The 15,287-nt window shown below is 62.7% G+C and carries 15 protein-coding genes; 3 read left to right on the forward strand and 12 right to left on the reverse strand.

The window, feature by feature from the left end; all coding sequences use genetic code 11:
• The first annotated feature begins 34 nt into the window (after positions 1-34).
• Positions 35-1,240 carry a multidrug effflux MFS transporter gene (locus HX869_RS18805; RefSeq protein WP_008433402.1) on the forward strand — a complete coding sequence of 402 codons (1,206 nt, stop codon included), beginning with the start codon at positions 35-37 and terminating at the stop codon, positions 1,238-1,240.
• On the opposite strand, the gene HX869_RS18810 is transcribed toward HX869_RS18805, so the two are convergent.
• From HX869_RS18810 to HX869_RS18850, 9 genes are all read right to left on the reverse strand, one after another.
• Positions 1,225-1,542 carry a DUF971 domain-containing protein gene (locus HX869_RS18810; protein WP_178903498.1) on the reverse strand — a complete coding sequence of 106 codons (318 nt, stop codon included), beginning with the start codon at positions 1,540-1,542 and terminating at the stop codon, positions 1,225-1,227. The genes HX869_RS18805 and HX869_RS18810 overlap by 16 nt on opposite strands.
• Positions 1,539-2,492 carry a HEAT repeat domain-containing protein gene (locus HX869_RS18815; RefSeq protein WP_177042048.1) on the reverse strand — a complete coding sequence of 318 codons (954 nt, stop codon included), beginning with the start codon at positions 2,490-2,492 and terminating at the stop codon, positions 1,539-1,541. The genes HX869_RS18810 and HX869_RS18815 overlap by 4 nt, the downstream gene beginning before the upstream one ends.
• Positions 2,489-3,328, reverse strand: a complete 840-nt coding sequence (locus HX869_RS18820) for an ABC transporter ATP-binding protein (protein ID WP_177037163.1) — start codon at positions 3,326-3,328, stop codon at positions 2,489-2,491. Before HX869_RS18820 ends, HX869_RS18815 begins: the two co-directional genes overlap by 4 nt.
• On the reverse strand, positions 3,328-4,110 hold the full coding sequence (locus tag HX869_RS18825; RefSeq protein WP_003217654.1) for an ABC transporter permease: 783 nt from the start codon (positions 4,108-4,110) through the stop codon (positions 3,328-3,330). Before HX869_RS18825 ends, HX869_RS18820 begins: the two co-directional genes overlap by 1 nt.
• 12 nt (positions 4,111-4,122) lie before the next feature.
• Positions 4,123-5,529, reverse strand: a complete 1,407-nt coding sequence (locus HX869_RS18830) for an ABC transporter substrate-binding protein (RefSeq protein WP_178903499.1) — start codon at positions 5,527-5,529, stop codon at positions 4,123-4,125.
• Positions 5,530-5,651: 122 nt separating this feature from the next.
• A complete protein-coding gene (locus HX869_RS18835) occupies positions 5,652-5,897 on the reverse strand; it encodes a ferredoxin family protein (RefSeq protein WP_003217650.1) in 246 nt (81 codons plus the stop codon).
• A 40-nt stretch (positions 5,898-5,937) separates the two neighbouring features.
• On the reverse strand, positions 5,938-7,668 hold the full coding sequence (locus HX869_RS18840; protein WP_003217648.1) for a fumarate reductase/succinate dehydrogenase flavoprotein subunit: 1,731 nt from the start codon (positions 7,666-7,668) through the stop codon (positions 5,938-5,940).
• Positions 7,665-8,426 (reverse strand): GntR family transcriptional regulator, encoded by a 762-nt coding sequence (locus HX869_RS18845; protein WP_008433419.1) that lies wholly within the window; start codon positions 8,424-8,426, stop codon positions 7,665-7,667. Before HX869_RS18845 ends, HX869_RS18840 begins: the two co-directional genes overlap by 4 nt.
• A 169-nt stretch (positions 8,427-8,595) precedes the next feature.
• Positions 8,596-11,529 carry a TonB-dependent receptor gene (locus HX869_RS18850; RefSeq protein ID WP_178903500.1) on the reverse strand — a complete coding sequence of 978 codons (2,934 nt, stop codon included), beginning with the start codon at positions 11,527-11,529 and terminating at the stop codon, positions 8,596-8,598.
• Between the two features lie 229 nt (positions 11,530-11,758).
• On the opposite strand from HX869_RS18850, the gene HX869_RS18855 reads away from it, so the two are divergent.
• Positions 11,759-12,031 (forward strand): DUF2790 domain-containing protein, encoded by a 273-nt coding sequence (locus HX869_RS18855; protein ID WP_008433423.1) that lies wholly within the window; start codon positions 11,759-11,761, stop codon positions 12,029-12,031.
• Positions 12,032-12,130: 99 nt separating this feature from the next.
• Entirely contained in the window at positions 12,131-12,988 is an 858-nt protein-coding gene (locus HX869_RS18860) for an SDR family oxidoreductase (RefSeq protein WP_178903501.1), read from the forward strand.
• A gap of 119 nt (positions 12,989-13,107) precedes the next feature.
• On the opposite strand, the gene HX869_RS18865 is transcribed toward HX869_RS18860, so the two are convergent.
• The 3 genes from HX869_RS18865 to HX869_RS18875 form a co-directional block, all read right to left on the reverse strand.
• A complete protein-coding gene (locus HX869_RS18865) occupies positions 13,108-13,332 on the reverse strand; it encodes a DUF2188 domain-containing protein (protein WP_003217639.1) in 225 nt (74 codons plus the stop codon).
• A 115-nt stretch (positions 13,333-13,447) separates the two neighbouring features.
• On the reverse strand, positions 13,448-14,362 hold the full coding sequence (gene xerC / locus HX869_RS18870; protein WP_087692998.1) for a tyrosine recombinase XerC: 915 nt from the start codon (positions 14,360-14,362) through the stop codon (positions 13,448-13,450).
• Between the two features lie 103 nt (positions 14,363-14,465).
• Positions 14,466-15,254: a M949_RS01915 family surface polysaccharide biosynthesis protein gene (locus HX869_RS18875; protein WP_178903502.1), complete on the reverse strand. Its 789-nt coding sequence runs from the start codon at positions 15,252-15,254 to the stop codon at positions 14,466-14,468.
• Positions 15,255-15,287 lie beyond the last annotated feature (33 nt).

The following is a 15,287-nucleotide window of genomic DNA, read 5'->3' on the forward strand; positions in this document are numbered from 1 at the left end:
TGGCCCCTCTTTTTTACCGCCGCCCGGAACCACCATGTCTCGAAGTATCGCCCACCTCGCCCTGCTGCTGGGGTTGATCACCGCCGTCGGCCCGTTTGCCATCGACAGCTACCTGCCGGCGTTGCCGACACTCGGCGCCAGCCTGCATGCCTCGCCTGCCGCGGTGCAGATGAGCCTGACGGTGTTCTTCATGATCATCGGTGTGTGCCAGCTGTTCTACGGCCCGATCAGCGATGTGTTCGGGCGCAAGCCGCCGATCTATGCCGGCCTGGCGATTTTCATCGTGGCCAGCATTGGTTGCGCCCTCGCCCCCTCCATCGAGGTGCTGATCGGCTTCCGGGCGTTGCAGGCCTTTGGCGCCTGCGCCGGGATGGTGATTCCACGGGCGATTGTGCGTGACTTGTACACCGGCCATGAAGCCGCGCGCTTGATGGCGTTGCTGATGCTGGTGGTGAGCATTTCACCGATTCTCGCACCGCTGGCCGGCAGCGTGATCATTGCAGTGTGGAGCTGGCGCGAAGTGTTTTGGGTACTGGGTGTGGCCGCAGTGCTGTGCCTGATCATGACCGCCGTGCAATTGCCGGAAACCCACCCCGCCGAACGCCGCCTGGGCAAGACCCTGGGCAATGCGTTCGGCAGCTACGGTGCGTTGCTGCGTGATCCGGTGTTTACCGGGTTGTCGGTAGTGGGCGGTTTTGGCCTTGCGACGTTTTTCGTGTTCATCGGCAGCGCGCCATTCGTTTACATCGAGTACTACGGGCTCACGCCAACGCAATTCAGCCTGTGCTTTGCCCTCAACGCGGCGTCGTTTTTTGCCCTGAGCCAGTTGACCGCGCGCTTGAGTGCACGCTTCGGCCTCGCGCCGTTGATTCGCTGGTCGGTGGCGGGCGTGGCGACCGTCATGACCTTGCTGGCACTTACCACACTGTGGGGCAACAGCCTGCCGTTAATGATGGCCCTGCTGTTTATTGGCTTTGGCTTTCTCGGCTTGCTGTTGCCGGCGGCCGGCGTGTTGTCCCTGGAAGATCACGGTGCCGTGGCCGGTTCGGCCTCGGCGCTGTTGGGCGCGATCCAGATGATCACCGCCGCCGTAGCCATGTCCCTGGCCGGCCTGTTCGCAGACCACACACCGGCGCCGATGTTGATCGGCATCGCCCTCAGCGCCGTGGCAGCGATGCTGACGGTGTGGTGGACGCTGCGCCGCCTGCCGGCACACCTGCAACCTCAGTCGCGCACCTGACCAGCGGAGATTGGCGCCCCGGTCTGGAGCCCCATTGCTGCCAAATAAGCCCACGGGTAAATCCCCCGCTGGTGCCCATCGCTGAAGATCAACTGCACGCCATACCCCTGAGGATGGACCTCCAGCACCCGAACACGGTCCGACACCAGCGGCGGCGTGCCTCTCAACCGAAAGGCCCGGCACTGCGAGCACGGGCATTCACGGCGCAGGCGAGCGTGGTCGATCCATTGCACGCCGTCGCGCCATTCCAGCCTCAAGCGCCCATCATCATCGCGGCCAATGCCGTTCGGTGCACAGTTCATTGCAGTTGTGCCAGGGCAATGCGCACCGCCTTGCGTACTTCCGGGTCGCCATCGTCGGCCGCATCACGCAGCGGGCCAAGGGCCTGTCGGTCGCCCAACTCGCCCAGCGCCAGGGCGGCTTCCTTGCGCAGGTTGCTGATGCTGTGGCCCAACGTCAGGAGCAGCGCCGACAACGCCGGTGCATACCGCAGGCGCCCAAGGCTGCGGGTAGCGCGCAGGCGGACTTGCCAGTAGTCATCGGCCAGCGCCGTGATCAAGGCGTCGCCCGCGCGGGTGCTACCGACTTTGCCCAAGGTGGTCGCGGCCTCTTCCCGTACTTGCCAGGTGGCGTCCTGCAACGCTTCATACAGCGCCGGCAGTACCCGCTCATCACTGGCCAGGCCGAGGGCGCCGGTGGCGGCACGCCGGACCTCGGTGTCCGGATCGCTGCTGGCCAACCTCGCCAGGGCGTCCAATGCCGGCAGGTGCTTGAGCCAGCCGAGCACACCGACCGCTTCGCGGCGCACCCCCGCATCGGTATCGCTCAGCGCCAGCATTGCCGACGGCGCCGCCGCTTCAAGGCGCAACTCGCGCAGGGCACGGAAGATTGCCGTGCGCACGCTGACGTCGGCGTGGGTGGCCCATGGCAATAACAGCCGGCCCGCCTGCGTCGACTTGAGTACGCTCAAGCTCTGGGCGGCGGCATCACGTACCGACGCTTCAGTGTCGGTCAGCGCCTGGCACAGCGCCTCGACCACTGCGTCTTCTTCCCACGCCTCCAGCAGGCTGGCAGCCTGGGCGCGCACGTCGGTGGCCGGGTCGTGGCGCAGGCTGTCCACCAGCCACACCAGGCCGTCGGGGTCTTCCAGGTCAGCCAAGTCAATCAGGGCGATCCGGCGCATGCCGGCATCCGGCGCTTGCAGCCGCGGGCGCAGGGCTTGGATGTCGGGGTTTTCGGTTTCATAGGTCATATGGCAAATCGCGGTCTTGGGTGATCGTTGGGTAGCCCGAGCGGGTTCAGCCGTGGTAACTGGCGACCATCTTCGTGGTGCAGCAGCTCCAGGCAATGGCGCTTGAGGTGGGTAAATTCCGGCGTGGTCATCAGTTCGGTGCTGCGCGGCCTTGGGAAAGTCAGCTGGAAATCCTCGATGATGCGCCCGGGGCGCGGGCTCATCACCAGGATGCGGTCGGCCAGGAACAGCGCTTCGTCGATGTCATGGGTAACAAACACCACGGTGGTGCGGATGCGCGTCCAGATGTCCAGCAGCAAGGCCTGCATCTTCATGCGGGTCAGGGCATCCAGCGCGCCGAACGGTTCATCCATCAACAGCAGGCCGGGACGATTGATCAATACCCGGGCAATTTCCACCCGCTGCTGCATGCCACCCGACAGCTGGTTGGGCCAGCGCTCGGCAAAACCTTCCAGGCCCACCAGGTGAAGGATCTCATCGGCGGCGGCCAGGCGCTCGGCCTTGCCTACGCCGCGCATCTTCAGGCCGAAGGCAACGTTTTCGCGCACCGTACGCCAAGGGAACAGTGTGTGTTGCTGAAACACCATGCCCCGTTGCTGGGACGGCCCGGCAACCGGCCGGCCATCCATTTCCAGCGTGCCCTGGCTTGGCGTGAGATGCCCGGCCAGCGCGCCGAGCAAGGTTGACTTGCCACACCCGGACGGGCCGAGGATGCACACGAACTGCCCCGGCTCGATCCTGCAATCCAGGGCTTTCACCGCCTCGAATGCCTGCTGCTGTTCGCCCAATACAATGGATAAGCCGCGTATGTCGACACGGCCCTCAAGATGACTCATCAGGCTTTACCTCGTGGTCGATGCCAGGGAGTGAACAGTGCGCCGAGACGTTTGACCAACAGGCTGCTGCCCATGCCCAGCACGCCGATCAACAGCATGCCAACGACAATGTCGGCATAGTTCTGGATGGTGTAGGACTCCCAGGTGTAATAACCGATACCGTACTGGCCGGAGATCATTTCCGCCGTCACCAGGCAGAACCACGAAGTGCCCATGCCAATCGCCAGGCCGGTGATGATGCTCGGCGCGGCGCCCGGCAAAATCACCTCCAGCAGGATCGCCCGGCGCCCTGCCCCCAGGCTGCGCGCCGAGGCGATCAGCCGAGGATCGACGCCTTCCACGCCATGCACCGTATTGAGCAGCACCGGAAACAGCGCGCCGGTGAAGGTGATGAAGATCATCGACAGCTCCGACGACGGGAACATCAGGATCGCCAGCGGGATCCAGGCCACCGCCGGGATCGGCCGGATCACCTCCAGCGGCGGCAACAGCAGGTCTTCCGCCCACTTCCAGCGGCCAATCGCGATGCCCAAGCCGATCCCCACCAGCGCGGCCGCCAGGTAGCCCTCGAACACCCGGGTCAGGCTTGCGCTCAAGTGCCGCACAAGCTTGCCCGAGTCCGCCAGCCCCAGGGCAGCCTGCACCACGGAGCCCGGCGTAGGCACATTGGCAAATGTCACCAGCCACAGGTTCCAGTGCTGGCTGGCCGCCAACTGCCAGAACAGCAGGCACAACAGCAAGGAAGCGGCCTTGGGCAGCCAGCGCCATGGGGTGCTTGTCATGAACACGCTCCCTCAGCGACCGGCAACGGCCTGCGCGCCGGCGTCGGTGAAGTTGAACACCTTGCCGCCCTGGGCCTGGGCAAATTGCTGCGCCTGGCCCTTGAGCAGGAATGCACTGAGTTGGCCGTGCTGGTTGGTGGCAAACCAGGCCTGGCTCGCCAGCAGCTTGATGCCGCTGTCTTCGGCCTGGGCATACACGGCGCGCACCGCCTTGCCTTGTTTGTTCAGGCTGTCCAGCGCGGTGAACGCCGCCTCGGCCGACGCGTAATCGCGCACCTTGGGCTCACCCTTGACCCAGATTTGCGCGACGTGCTTCCAGTCAGTGATCGGCGCGCCGCTCAGGGCGTCGTTGGCCTTCAGCGGGGCCTGGGCGTAGTTGCCCAATTGCGCCGCATAGTCCAGGCCCGAGGCCTTGAACGCGGCACGGATGTACTGGTCATCGATAAAGGTATTGAGGTCCAGGCCACGGTCGGCCTTTTTCAGCAGCTTGAGGGTGTCGATCGCGGTGCCCACGGCCTGGCGGTATTCGGGTTTCCAGCTCAAGTCACGGGTCTGCACGCCCAGCGGGCCATGGAACAGGTAGTTGACCTCGGCTTCGACGCCGGTGACTTTTTCGATCAGCTCGCTGTACTTCTCCGGCTCTGCGGCCAGCAACTGATTGGCCTCGATACTCGCGCGCAGGTAGGCGACGACCACTTCCGGGTACTGTTTGGCATAACTTTCGTCCACCAGCGCGCCGTGGAACGTCGGGGTGTTGGATTGCGAGCCGTCGTAGATCTTGCGGGCGAAACCACGGTTGGGGAACAGTTCGCCGAACGGCACAAAGTCGGCATGGGCGTCGATCTTGTTGGCCTGCAACGCCGAGCCTGCCACTTCGGGCGCCTGGGCAATGATGTTGACGTCCTTGAGCGGATCCCAGCCCTGGGCCGCAATAGCGCGCAGCAACATGCCATGGGCCGTGGAGGCGAACGGCACGGAAATCGTCTTGCCTTTGAGGTCGGCCAGGGACTGGGCGCTGGAAGCGACCGGCACCACAATGCCGTTGCCGCTGCCCTTGATGTTGCCCGACAACACGCTGATGAACAGGCTGTGCTTGCCCGCCGCCTCGAACGCTACGCCGTTGAAGGCACCGGGGAAGTCGGCCATTGCGCCAAAGTCCAGTTTGCCGGCGACCATTTCATTGGTCAGCGGCGCGCCACTGGTGAAGTTTTTCCACTGCACGTCGTAGGTCGCGTCCTTGTACTTGCCGTCGTGCGGCAGGTATTTGTCCAGCAGCCCCAGCTCGCGGATCAGCAACCCGCCCGCGGCACAGTTGATGGTGGTGTCCTGGGTGCCGATGGCCACCCGGATCGTTTGTGCCTGGGCCGACAGGCTCAAGGAAGCCAGCACCAGGCCGGCCAGGGTTGCGCGCAATAACATTGGGTAGTTCCCCTCGAATCATGGTTGAAGGAATCGTCTCCGCCACGGTCTGGCGCGGTGGGAAACGAGGGGGTGTGGCTAGGGCTGCGTCCGGGGTTGGCGGATGGCGTTTGCGGCAGGTCTCAGCGCAACAGGTACGGAATCTCGACCTTGACTGCGCCGGTGGGGCAATCTTTTTCACAGGGCATGCAGTACCAGCATTCATCGAACGCCATATACGCCTTCTGCGTTGCCGGGTTGATCGCCAACAGGTCCATCGGGCACACGTCGACGCAGACCGTGCAGCCTTTTTCGGCGATGCACTTGTCCTCGTCCACCGTTACCGGGGCGTTGGAGCGGAAGAATATTTCCTGGGGCTGATAGGCCATTTCACGGTGTCCTGTGGTGAGCGAGCTTGGGGGGGCACATTCAGGCGGCGTCAGCCCCTACGCGCAGGCGGTCGTAAGCCTGCATCTCTTCGGCATCCAGCGGGATCACATAGGGCTCGACGGGTTTCTTGAAGCTGACCATCTGCCCGTCCTCGCCCTTTTTCAGGTGGCAATGGCAGAACCAGTCGGCGTCGTTGCGTTGCGGGTGATCGACCCGGTAGTGGTACAGGCCCCAGCGGCTTTCGGCGCGGTACAGCGAGGCGCGGGCAGCCATTTCGGCGCAGTCGCGGATCACGCTGGTTTCCATGGCGCGCATCAATTCATGGGGGTTGTGCGCCTTCATCTGGTCCAGGTCGCGCTCGATATCGGCGAAGCGTTGCAAGCCGATTTCCATCTTGCGGGTGACCTTGGGCGGCTGCAGGTAATCGTTGACGAAGCGCCGCAGCTTGTACTCGACCTGGGCCGGCGGCAGACCGGTTTCGCGGTCCAGTGGCGCATAGACCCGAGCCTGCTCGGCGGCCACTTGCCGGGCATCCACCGCGCTGAATTCGCGCCCGGCCACAAAGCTTGCCGCGTTGGTGCCCGCAAACCAGCCATAGGTGAACGCGCCGAGCATGTAGTTATGTGGCACCGCCGCCATGTCGCCCGCTGAATACAGGCCCTTGACCGAGGTTTCCGCGCGCTCGTTGACCCACACGCCCGACGCCGAATGCCCGCTGCAAAAGCCGATCTCGGAGATATGCATCTCGACCATCTGGCTGCGGTAGTCGGTGCCCCGGTTGGCGTGGAACTGCCCACGGCTGGGGCGCTCGTTGCTGTGCAGGATCTGCTCGATGTTCTGGATGGTTTCCTCCGCCAGGTGATCGAGCTTGAGGAACACCGGGCCGTTGCCGCTTTCCAGTTCCTGGTGGAACTCCCACATCATCTGCCCGCTCCAGTAGTCGCACTCGATGAAGCGTTCACCCTTGTTGTTGGCGGTGTAGCCGCCCAAGGGGCCGGTGACATAGGCGCACGCCGGGCCGTTGTAATCCTTGATCAGCGGGTTGATCTGGAAGCACTCCAGGTTCGCCAGTTCGGCTCCGGCGTGGTAGGCCATGGCGTAGCCGTCGCCGGCATTGGTCGGGTTTTCATAGGTGCCCATCAGGTAGCCCGAGGACGGCAAGCCCAGGCGGCCGGCCGCGCCGCAGCAGAGGATCACCGCCTTGGCCTTGATCACCTGGAAGTCCGCAGTGCGGCAGTCAAAACCCATCACGCCATTCACCGCGCCTTCGCTGTCGGTCAGCAAGCGGGTGCACACCAGGCGGTTGGTGATGCTGACCCGGGCGCGCTTGAGCTGGCGATACAGCACCTTCTTGATGTCGTGCCCTTCAGGCATCGGCAACACGTAGGCGCCCATGTGATGGACTTTTTTCACCGCGTAATCGCCGGTTTCGTCCTTCTCGAACTTCACGCCCCAGCGGTCCAACTGCTCGATGGTTTCAAAACTGTGGGTCGCGTAGGCGTACACCGCCGCCTGATTGACGATGCCGTCGTTGGCAATCGTGATTTCCTTGGTGTACTGCTCCGGCGTGGAGTGGCCGGGAATGATCGCGTTGTTGAGGCCGTCCATGCCCATGCTGATGGCGCCGCTGCGCTTGACGTTGGCCTTGTCGATCAGCAATACGCGCAGATCGCGGTTGGCCTCCTTGGCCTTGATCGCCGCCATGGGGCCGGCAGTGCCGCCGCCGATCACCACGATGTCGTATTCCAGTTCCAGGGTTTGGCGGCTCACGGGCGGCTACCTCGCTGACGGTCGATGCGCAGGCGATACTGAAACGCGTCGCCACGGTAATACAGGTGTTCGAAGTCCACGGGCTGTCCGTCTGCGGTGTGGGTCAGGCGTTCGATGCGCATGATCGGCGAGCCGGCCTCGACGTTCAGCGCCTGGGTCAGCTCGCTGTCGGCGAGTACCGCGTCAATCGCCACGTCGGCGTGACCCAGTTGCAAGCCACAGTCGTTCTCCAGGATCAGGAAGATGTCGCGGGTTACCAGGTCGGCGTTTTCCAGGCGTTCGCCCAGGGCCTGGCTGAGGTAGGTGATTTCCAGCGACACCGGCTCGCGGTTGATCAGCCGTACCCGCTTGATCTGCGCGACAGTGCTGCCCTCCTCCACGCCCAGGCGCTCGGCCACCAGCTTGTCGGCGGGCACGAAGCGGTAGCTGCGCAGGCGGTTGATCACTTCATAGCCGCGCTCGGTCATGGACTCGCCCAACCCCTGCAGGGTGCTGACGTTCTGATAAGCCTTGGGTTTGGAAACAAAGGTGCCTTTGCCGTGGATCTTGTAGATCAGGCCTTCCTTTTGCAGATCACCCAGGGCCTGGCGCACGGTGATGCGGCTTACTTTGAAGCGCGTGCCCAGTTCGCTCTCGGAAGGCATCTGGGTGTTCGGCGCGTACTCACCATCAAGGATGCGGCTGCGCAGCAGGTCCCGCAGTTGGGCATGCAGCGGAACGCTGGACAGAGGGGATAAGGCGACGGTTGATTCGTTCATCAGGACCACTTGTCATAACGAGTTATGACGTGATCATAAGGAGTCTTATGAAAAGCCTGGAAATACCGTTTTGGAATAAGGTTATGGACCGGCGAATCCCGCTGCACCTACGGGATGGGTGCAGTGGATCCGCCTGTTTTATAGAGCAGTGTCTGACGCTGATGAACAATCAGAAGTTATAGCTGACCCGGGTATACAGGATGCGGCCAAACGGGTCGGCGTATTTCGGGTCGTACCCGCTCTGGAACGCATAGGTCTGGTTGCTGAACGGCGGCGCGCGGTCAAACAGGTTTTTCGCGCCCAGCGTGACGGCCAGGGACTTGCTCCAGTTGTAGGTACCCGCCAGGTCCCAGACGTTGTAGGAGCCTACGGAGTCGTGGGTGTCGGGGTCCGAGTCGTGATAGCCACTGGTGTAGCGGTTGGTCAGGCTGACGCCCAGCGGTCCCCGCGCCCAGGTACCGGTCAGGCTGTGGCGCCAACGCGCAACGGCGCCCGCGGTGGAGAACTCGCCGCCACGGAAATCACCGAGTTTGTCGATGTAGTCGCCCTTGAGCTCCTGCTGGTATTTGTATTCGTTGACGTAGGTGCCTTGCAGGCCGATGCCGAAGTCACCGATGGCGGTGCTCGGGAAGCGGTAGTCGAAACTCACATCCACGCCGTTGGTCTTGGTCTTACCCAGGTTGGCAAGGCCGGTAACGATGTGATCGATGGAGCCATCCGCCTTGCGAATCAGGCGGTCGCCGTAGGCATCCGGGTCGTCGAATACCGACGATTCAGGAAATTCGGCGATCTGGTTGGCGATGGTGATCCACCAGAAATCCAGGCCGGCACTGAGGCGCTCGATCGGTTGGAACACGAAACCAAAGGTCACGTTACGTGCGGTTTCCGGGCTCAAGCTGCCGTTGCCCCCGCTTTGCCGGCGGAACTGCTGGGCGCAGTCGCGGTTGCCGATCCCGCCATTGGCCGGGGTGCCGCCCGGGCACAGGCGCGGGTCGTTGTAGTTGGCCACGGTGTAGCTGGTGTAGGTCGGGTTGTACAACTCGTACAGCGACGGCGCACGGAAGCCTTCACTGTAGGCACCGCGCACCACCAGTTCCTTGAACGGCTGGAAGCGGAACGAGTATTTCGGGTTGGTGGTGCTGCCAAAGTCGCTGTATTTGTCATGACGCACGGCGGCAGACAGTTCCAGGCTTTCGAGCACCGGCACGTTGACCTCGGCGTACTCGGCCGACACGCTGCGATTGCCGCGCACCGCGCCATTGGGGTCTACGCCCAGGCTCTGCACGGTCTCGGCAAACTGGGCGAAATCCTGGTGGAAATCCTCCTTGCGATATTCACCGCCCAGCGCCAGGCCCGTCGGCCCCGCACCGAACCAGTCACCGATTTCACGGCTTACGCGCCCGTCGATACTCTTCACTCGGCCCACGGCAGTGGCGTAATCGCCATCGACGCGGCTGGAGGCGAGCAACGCCCTGCCCGCTTCACTCTGCGGCCCGAACGGGTTGATCACACCGTTGGCAATCCCCTGGCTGATGGTCTGGTCGTTTACATAGCCGTCAAGAATGGTTTGCACCACTTTGTTCTGGTTGTAGGACGCGCCGACGTTGTAGTCCCAGTTCGCCACATTACCTTCGAAACTCAGCAGCAGCCGCTGGCTGGTGTTGTCATCTTCGTGCTTGCGCGCGCCGGCATCGGTTTCACGCCAGTTCACGTCTACCGGCTGTGTCGGGTCCAGGGCGAACCCCGTGGGGCCCGGGGTGATGCCGTTGCCCGGATAGAAAGGCGTACCCGGATTGACCTGGGCCCCCATCAGGGTGCCTGGGCCAATCTGCGTGCGGTTTTCGTTGCGCGCCCAGAAGTATTCGAGGCTGACGGTATGGTCATCGGCCAGCTTGCCGGTGGCTTTGGCAAAGGCCGAGGTTTTTTCGGTTTCCGGCACCAGGTCCAGGTAACTCCACAGGCTTTGGCGGCAGATGCCATTGCGTGACAGCAGCCCGGGGGAATTGCAACCGGAGCCGGCCAGCGGGTTGGTCGCGTTGCTGCCCTGGCTCCAGTTGGCCGGCGCGGCGGTGCCGGAGGTGAAATCCAGGCCGCGACCTGGCTGGTAGTTGTAGGTGAAGTCACGGTCCTTGGCCGCCAGGCGCGTCTGCTTGTCGTAGCTGACCACGCCGAACACGTTGAAGCGGTCCTCTTCAAGGTCGCCGAAACCGTAGCTGCCGCTGAAGTTATGGCTGTCGCCGCCGCCGGAGCGTGTGGGCGAATCGTAGTTGGTGGAAAGTTGCCCACCGGTGAGGCTGGTCTTGGTAATGAAGTTGATCACCCCGCCAATCGCGTCGGTGCCATACAGTGCCGAGGCGCCATCGCGCAGGACTTCCACGCGGTCGATGGCGGCAAACGGGATGGTGTTCAAGTCCACCCCGGAACCGTTGGTGGTGTTGACGGCGTTGTTGCTCAGGCGCCGGCCATTGAGCAGCACCAGGGTTTTGTTCGCGCCAATCCCGCGCAAGTCGGCATACGCCGCACCGCCGCTGCTGGAACCCACCGAACGCCCGGAGCCAACGGCAGACTGGTTGGCCGAAATGCGGTTGATCAACTCCTCGGTGGTGCTCACACCCTGCTCGCGCAATTGCTCGACCCGCAGGATGGTTACCGGCACTGCCGTTTCCGCGTCCACCCGGCGAATCGCCGAGCCGGTCACCGTGACTTTTTCCAGGCGGTAATCAGTACTTTTGCCCTCGGCCGGTGCGACGCTGGTGGACGTCACGGGTGCTGGATGCACCGTCAGCCCCTGTTCGCTGTCGCTTACTTGCAGGCCACTGCCCTGCAATGCCTTGTCCACCGCTTGCAGGCTGCCCAAATCGCCGCGGATGGCGGCACTGCGCTTGCCCTGCACCCACTGTTGATTGAACGAAATCATCACCCCGGTCTGCCGGGAGATATCCAGCAGCACCGTATCAAGCGGGCCGCCAGCGATATCGAAGGTGAACACCTGGCCGGCCACTTCCTGGGCCATCACCGATGTCGTGCACACTCCCATCGCCAGCGCCGCCGCCAGCGCCGCCGCCAGCGTCAGCCTTGGTAGTTGTTGTTTGAATAAAAACATCGAGGAACTCCCTGTTGTATGTGTCTACAGGGATGAGCAACGGCAGACGGATATTTATAGGGCTGCGTTTAGGCGAAGATGCTATGAGTTTATAACCGGTTATAAGAGGCTTGCTGCATCGATTTGGCTGATGTCTTCTATTGGCCCGCAAGCGTTCATCCCCGCGCCAGGCGCTTTGTAGAATGAACCCCACAGTCAAGCCACCACCTTCGTGGTGTCGGAGGTTCTCATGCGTTATCTGCTTATCGCCGTGCTGGGCCTGTTCAGCACACTTGCCTTCGCCCAGGGCGAAACCCCGGCACCCACTGTGAGTGCCAACGCCCCCGCCAGCGAGGCGTACGACTATTCCCAGGACCTGGACATCGCCAAGGTGGTGCGCGTCAGTACCGAATCCTCCACCGAATGCGGGCCGGTCAAGGGTCACATGGTCTACATCGACAGCCACGGCGTGCGTCATGAACTGGACTACATGCGCCTGGGCGATGCCTGCCAGCACGGTTGAGCGCAAACCATTCGTCGGGCTCGGCCGGCATCGATTACAACTATCCGGCAGCTGAAAATCACTAATCCATAGAACCCGTTGTGATCTATGGAGATTGAGATGACTGACTACCCACGCCCACCTTTCGCCAGCCAGGCCCAATCCGTTCCCGGTTCGCAGAAGAAGATGGACCCCTATCCCGACTGCGGCGAGAAGAGCTACACCGGCTCCGGCCGCCTGGCCAACAAGATCGCCCTGATCACCGGCGCCGACAGCGGTATCGGCCGCGCCGTGGCGATTGCCTTTGCCCGCGAAGGTGCCGATGTGGCCATCGCCTACCTGGACGAACACGAGGACGCGAAGGAAACCGCACGCTGGGTTGAAGAAGCCGGCCGCCAATGCCTGTTGCTGCCCGGCGACCTCGCGCAAAAAGCCAACTGCCAGGCGATTGTCGACCAGACCGTCGAGCAGTTCGGGCGGATCGACGTGCTGGTCAATAACGCCGCATTCCAGATGACCCACGAGACCCTCGAAGAGATACCCGACGAGGAATGGGTCAAGACCTTCGATATCAACATCACCGCGATGTTTCGCATCTGCAAGGCGGCGCTGCCGCATATGAAGGCCGGCGGGTCGATCATCAATACCAGCTCGGTGAATTCCGATATGCCCAAGCCAACGTTGCTGGCATACGCCGCCACCAAGGGCGCGATTGCGAACTTTACCGGTGGCCTGGCACAACTGCTGGGCAGCAAGGGCATCCGCGTGAACAGCGTGGCGCCGGGGCCGATCTGGACGCCGTTGATTGTCTCGACGATGCCGGACGAAGACGTGAACAGCTTCGGCAGCGAGACACCGCTGGGCCGCCCCGGCCAGCCGCTGGAAGTAGCACCGATCTATGTGTTGCTGGCGTCGGATGAGGCGAGTTACATCTCCGGCTCGCGGTATGCGGTGACGGGCGGCAAGCCGATTCTCTAGAGTCGAATGCAATTCCAGTGTGGGAGCGGGCTTGCTCGCGAAGGCGGAGTGTCAGGCAATGCATCTGTGACTGAACCACCGCCTTCGCGAGCAAGCCCGCTCCCACATTGGGTGCTCGGTCAGCCCGGAGATCGTGTCGGGTCAGCCTTGCGCGGATAGGTTCTTTCCTCCTGAATCCGCCCATCCATGCTGTGAATCCTCAGCGACGCCGTCTTGTCGCTGAGAAACTCCTTCGCCAACTCAACGATCGCCTCCTTGGTCTCTGCCGTTTTCGACGGCCGTGCCGAGCCCTGCTTGGTCAACGCCCAACCGGTGCCGGTCTTGTTGATGTTGTAGGTATCCATGGTCTGCTCCTTCGACTGAATAAACACGGCACGCGGCAAAACCCGCGCCCTACTATTGCGAGCGCGGCTGCCGGGCAGAGTTCAAGGCAGTTGGCGGGCCAGGTTACGGGCGGCCCTACAGGTCAAACCGATCCACGGCCCTGCGCCGCTCATTGTCGTCGCGCACATCGTAGGTGGCGGTGGTCTGGATATTGGTGTGGTGCGCCAGCTTCTGGGCGATCGACAGGTCGTACTCTTCAATGACCCGCGTGATAAACGAACGGCGGAAATCATGGGGCATGATTTTCACGCCGACCTGTTCCCCACGCTGGCGGGCGATGTAGTAAATCGCGTGTTTGGTGATGCGCTCGCGGGTGATATGGCTGCCCCGGCGAATCCGGTTGAACAGGAAACCATCGTCCTGCTCACCCGGTTTCAACTGGCTGCGGCGAAACGCCAGCCACGCCTCCAGCTTGGCAAAGGCCCAGGCCGGTGCGTACTTGATCAATTGTTTGTTGCCCTTGCCGGTAACCTGCAGGCTGCGCTCGTCAAAGTTGACCTGGCCCAGCTCGATGTTCACCGATTCCGACTTGCGCATGCCCGAGCCATACAGAATCCCGATCACCGCTGCATCCCGCAGGCCCTGCGGGCGCGGATCGGCGGCGCAGACTTCCATCAACTCACGAATCAGCGTACGCCGCAGGTTGCGCCCCTGGCTCAGGCGGGTGCCGGCCATGGCCTTGACCGAGCGCATCTTCAGCAGGTGGTCCTGGCTGATCAGGCTCATGCGCCAGGCTTCGTTCATCACCCCGCGCACGGCGTTGACGTACAGCGATGAGGTATTCGGCGCATACCCGTCTTCCCGCAGCACCGCCACCAGGGCCATGACGTGTTCGGGCTGCAGCAGGTGCCAGTCGATGTCTTCGAGGTTGATGTCTTCAAAACCCAGGCGGTCGGCGGCGTCCTGCAGCACGTAGCGCATGGTCAGCTGGCTGGAGGGCGCCAGGCGGGTGAGATAGAGGGTCAGCGGGTTGCGGGTAGACTCAGTCAAGGTAGATCAGCCTTTGGATTAAATATGTCGACTAACCATCTGTTTAATCGACATATTTAGTGAATTGGCGAGCGCAGAGTCTAGCGCAGGTCAATCCCCGGGGCTATTCCTGATCGTCTTCCGCCGGGGCTGGCGTCTGCTGCTGGCTCCAGTCGGTGTCCTGCTTCTGCATCAAGGCAAACCAGTGCTGGCGCATGAACTCCAGGTACGGTTTGGGCGCCTTGGCAAAATCTTCTTCGTCGCCGTAACAGCCAGGAAGCGGCAGCTCGGTACCCTGCTCCTTGTACTGGCTGACCAGCGCCTGTTGGGCGGCGATGCTGCAATCCTTGGGCAACGGCATGCCTTGCAGGGCGCCGGCGTCTTCATCCCACCAGCTGGCGCCATAGCGGTCGATGCCGCGCAGGCGGTACTTCTGCGACTTGCCGATGTGCATGATCAGCTTGAAATCATTGGGGCTGACGTCACTGGTGCAGGTGCGGCTATACCCCACGGTGACCTGGCTGATGCCATCGCCCAGCAGGTCGGTGACCCGGGTGGCGTCGCTGTTGAAGTGCGCGCCGGCATCGAACTCGCAATGCTGCACGTCGTCGTAGAGCATCCACAGGCGCTTGGGCCGGTCACCGTCGAGCAGGTACTGGGCGGCGTAGACAAAGGCCGACTGCGCACCGTCGTCGTCGCGTTCGCTGACTTGCTCTGCGAGTACCAACAGGTTCTTGCCCTGTTTGTCGCTCCAGACGAAGGCGCCGACCTGTTTACCCCGCACTTCTACGCCATCGGGCACCTGGTCGATGGACGTCAGTACCACGCCGTCATCGGCCCGCACACTCGTGGCCCAGGCCACCGTCATCAACAACACCATCAACATTGGCCGTAAACGCTGCACGCTATTCATCCGACTGCCCTGGCAAGAGATGGCTTACTTTAC

The sequence above is a fragment of the Pseudomonas sp. P7779 genome (assembly GCF_013386315.1).
Lineage (GTDB): Bacteria > Pseudomonadota > Gammaproteobacteria > Pseudomonadales > Pseudomonadaceae > Aquipseudomonas.

Excerpts from the sequence above, each read along its gene's own strand:
- HX869_RS18835 (WP_003217650.1), bottom strand. The coding sequence starts at position 5,897 with ATGGCCTATCAGCCCCAGGAAATATTCTTCCGCTCCAACGCCCCGGTA.
- HX869_RS18875 (WP_178903502.1), bottom strand. The coding sequence starts at position 15,254 with ATGAATAGCGTGCAGCGTTTACGGCCAATGTTGATGGTGTTGTTGATG.
- HX869_RS18865 (WP_003217639.1), bottom strand. The coding sequence starts at position 13,332 with ATGGATACCTACAACATCAACAAGACCGGCACCGGTTGGGCGTTGACC.
- HX869_RS18825 (WP_003217654.1), bottom strand. The coding sequence starts at position 4,110 with ATGACAAGCACCCCATGGCGCTGGCTGCCCAAGGCCGCTTCCTTGCTG.
- HX869_RS18810 (WP_178903498.1), bottom strand. The coding sequence starts at position 1,542 with ATGAACTGTGCACCGAACGGCATTGGCCGCGATGATGATGGGCGCTTG.
- HX869_RS18850 (WP_178903500.1), bottom strand. The coding sequence starts at position 11,529 with ATGTTTTTATTCAAACAACAACTACCAAGGCTGACGCTGGCGGCGGCG.
- HX869_RS18855 (WP_008433423.1), top strand. The coding sequence starts at position 11,759 with ATGCGTTATCTGCTTATCGCCGTGCTGGGCCTGTTCAGCACACTTGCC.
- HX869_RS18820 (WP_177037163.1), bottom strand. The coding sequence starts at position 3,328 with ATGAGTCATCTTGAGGGCCGTGTCGACATACGCGGCTTATCCATTGTA.
- HX869_RS18830 (WP_178903499.1), bottom strand. The coding sequence starts at position 5,529 with ATGTTATTGCGCGCAACCCTGGCCGGCCTGGTGCTGGCTTCCTTGAGC.
- HX869_RS18845 (WP_008433419.1), bottom strand. The coding sequence starts at position 8,426 with ATGAACGAATCAACCGTCGCCTTATCCCCTCTGTCCAGCGTTCCGCTG.
- HX869_RS18815 (WP_177042048.1), bottom strand. The coding sequence starts at position 2,492 with ATGACCTATGAAACCGAAAACCCCGACATCCAAGCCCTGCGCCCGCGG.
- HX869_RS18860 (WP_178903501.1), top strand. The coding sequence starts at position 12,131 with ATGACTGACTACCCACGCCCACCTTTCGCCAGCCAGGCCCAATCCGTT.
- HX869_RS18805 (WP_008433402.1), top strand. The coding sequence starts at position 35 with ATGTCTCGAAGTATCGCCCACCTCGCCCTGCTGCTGGGGTTGATCACC.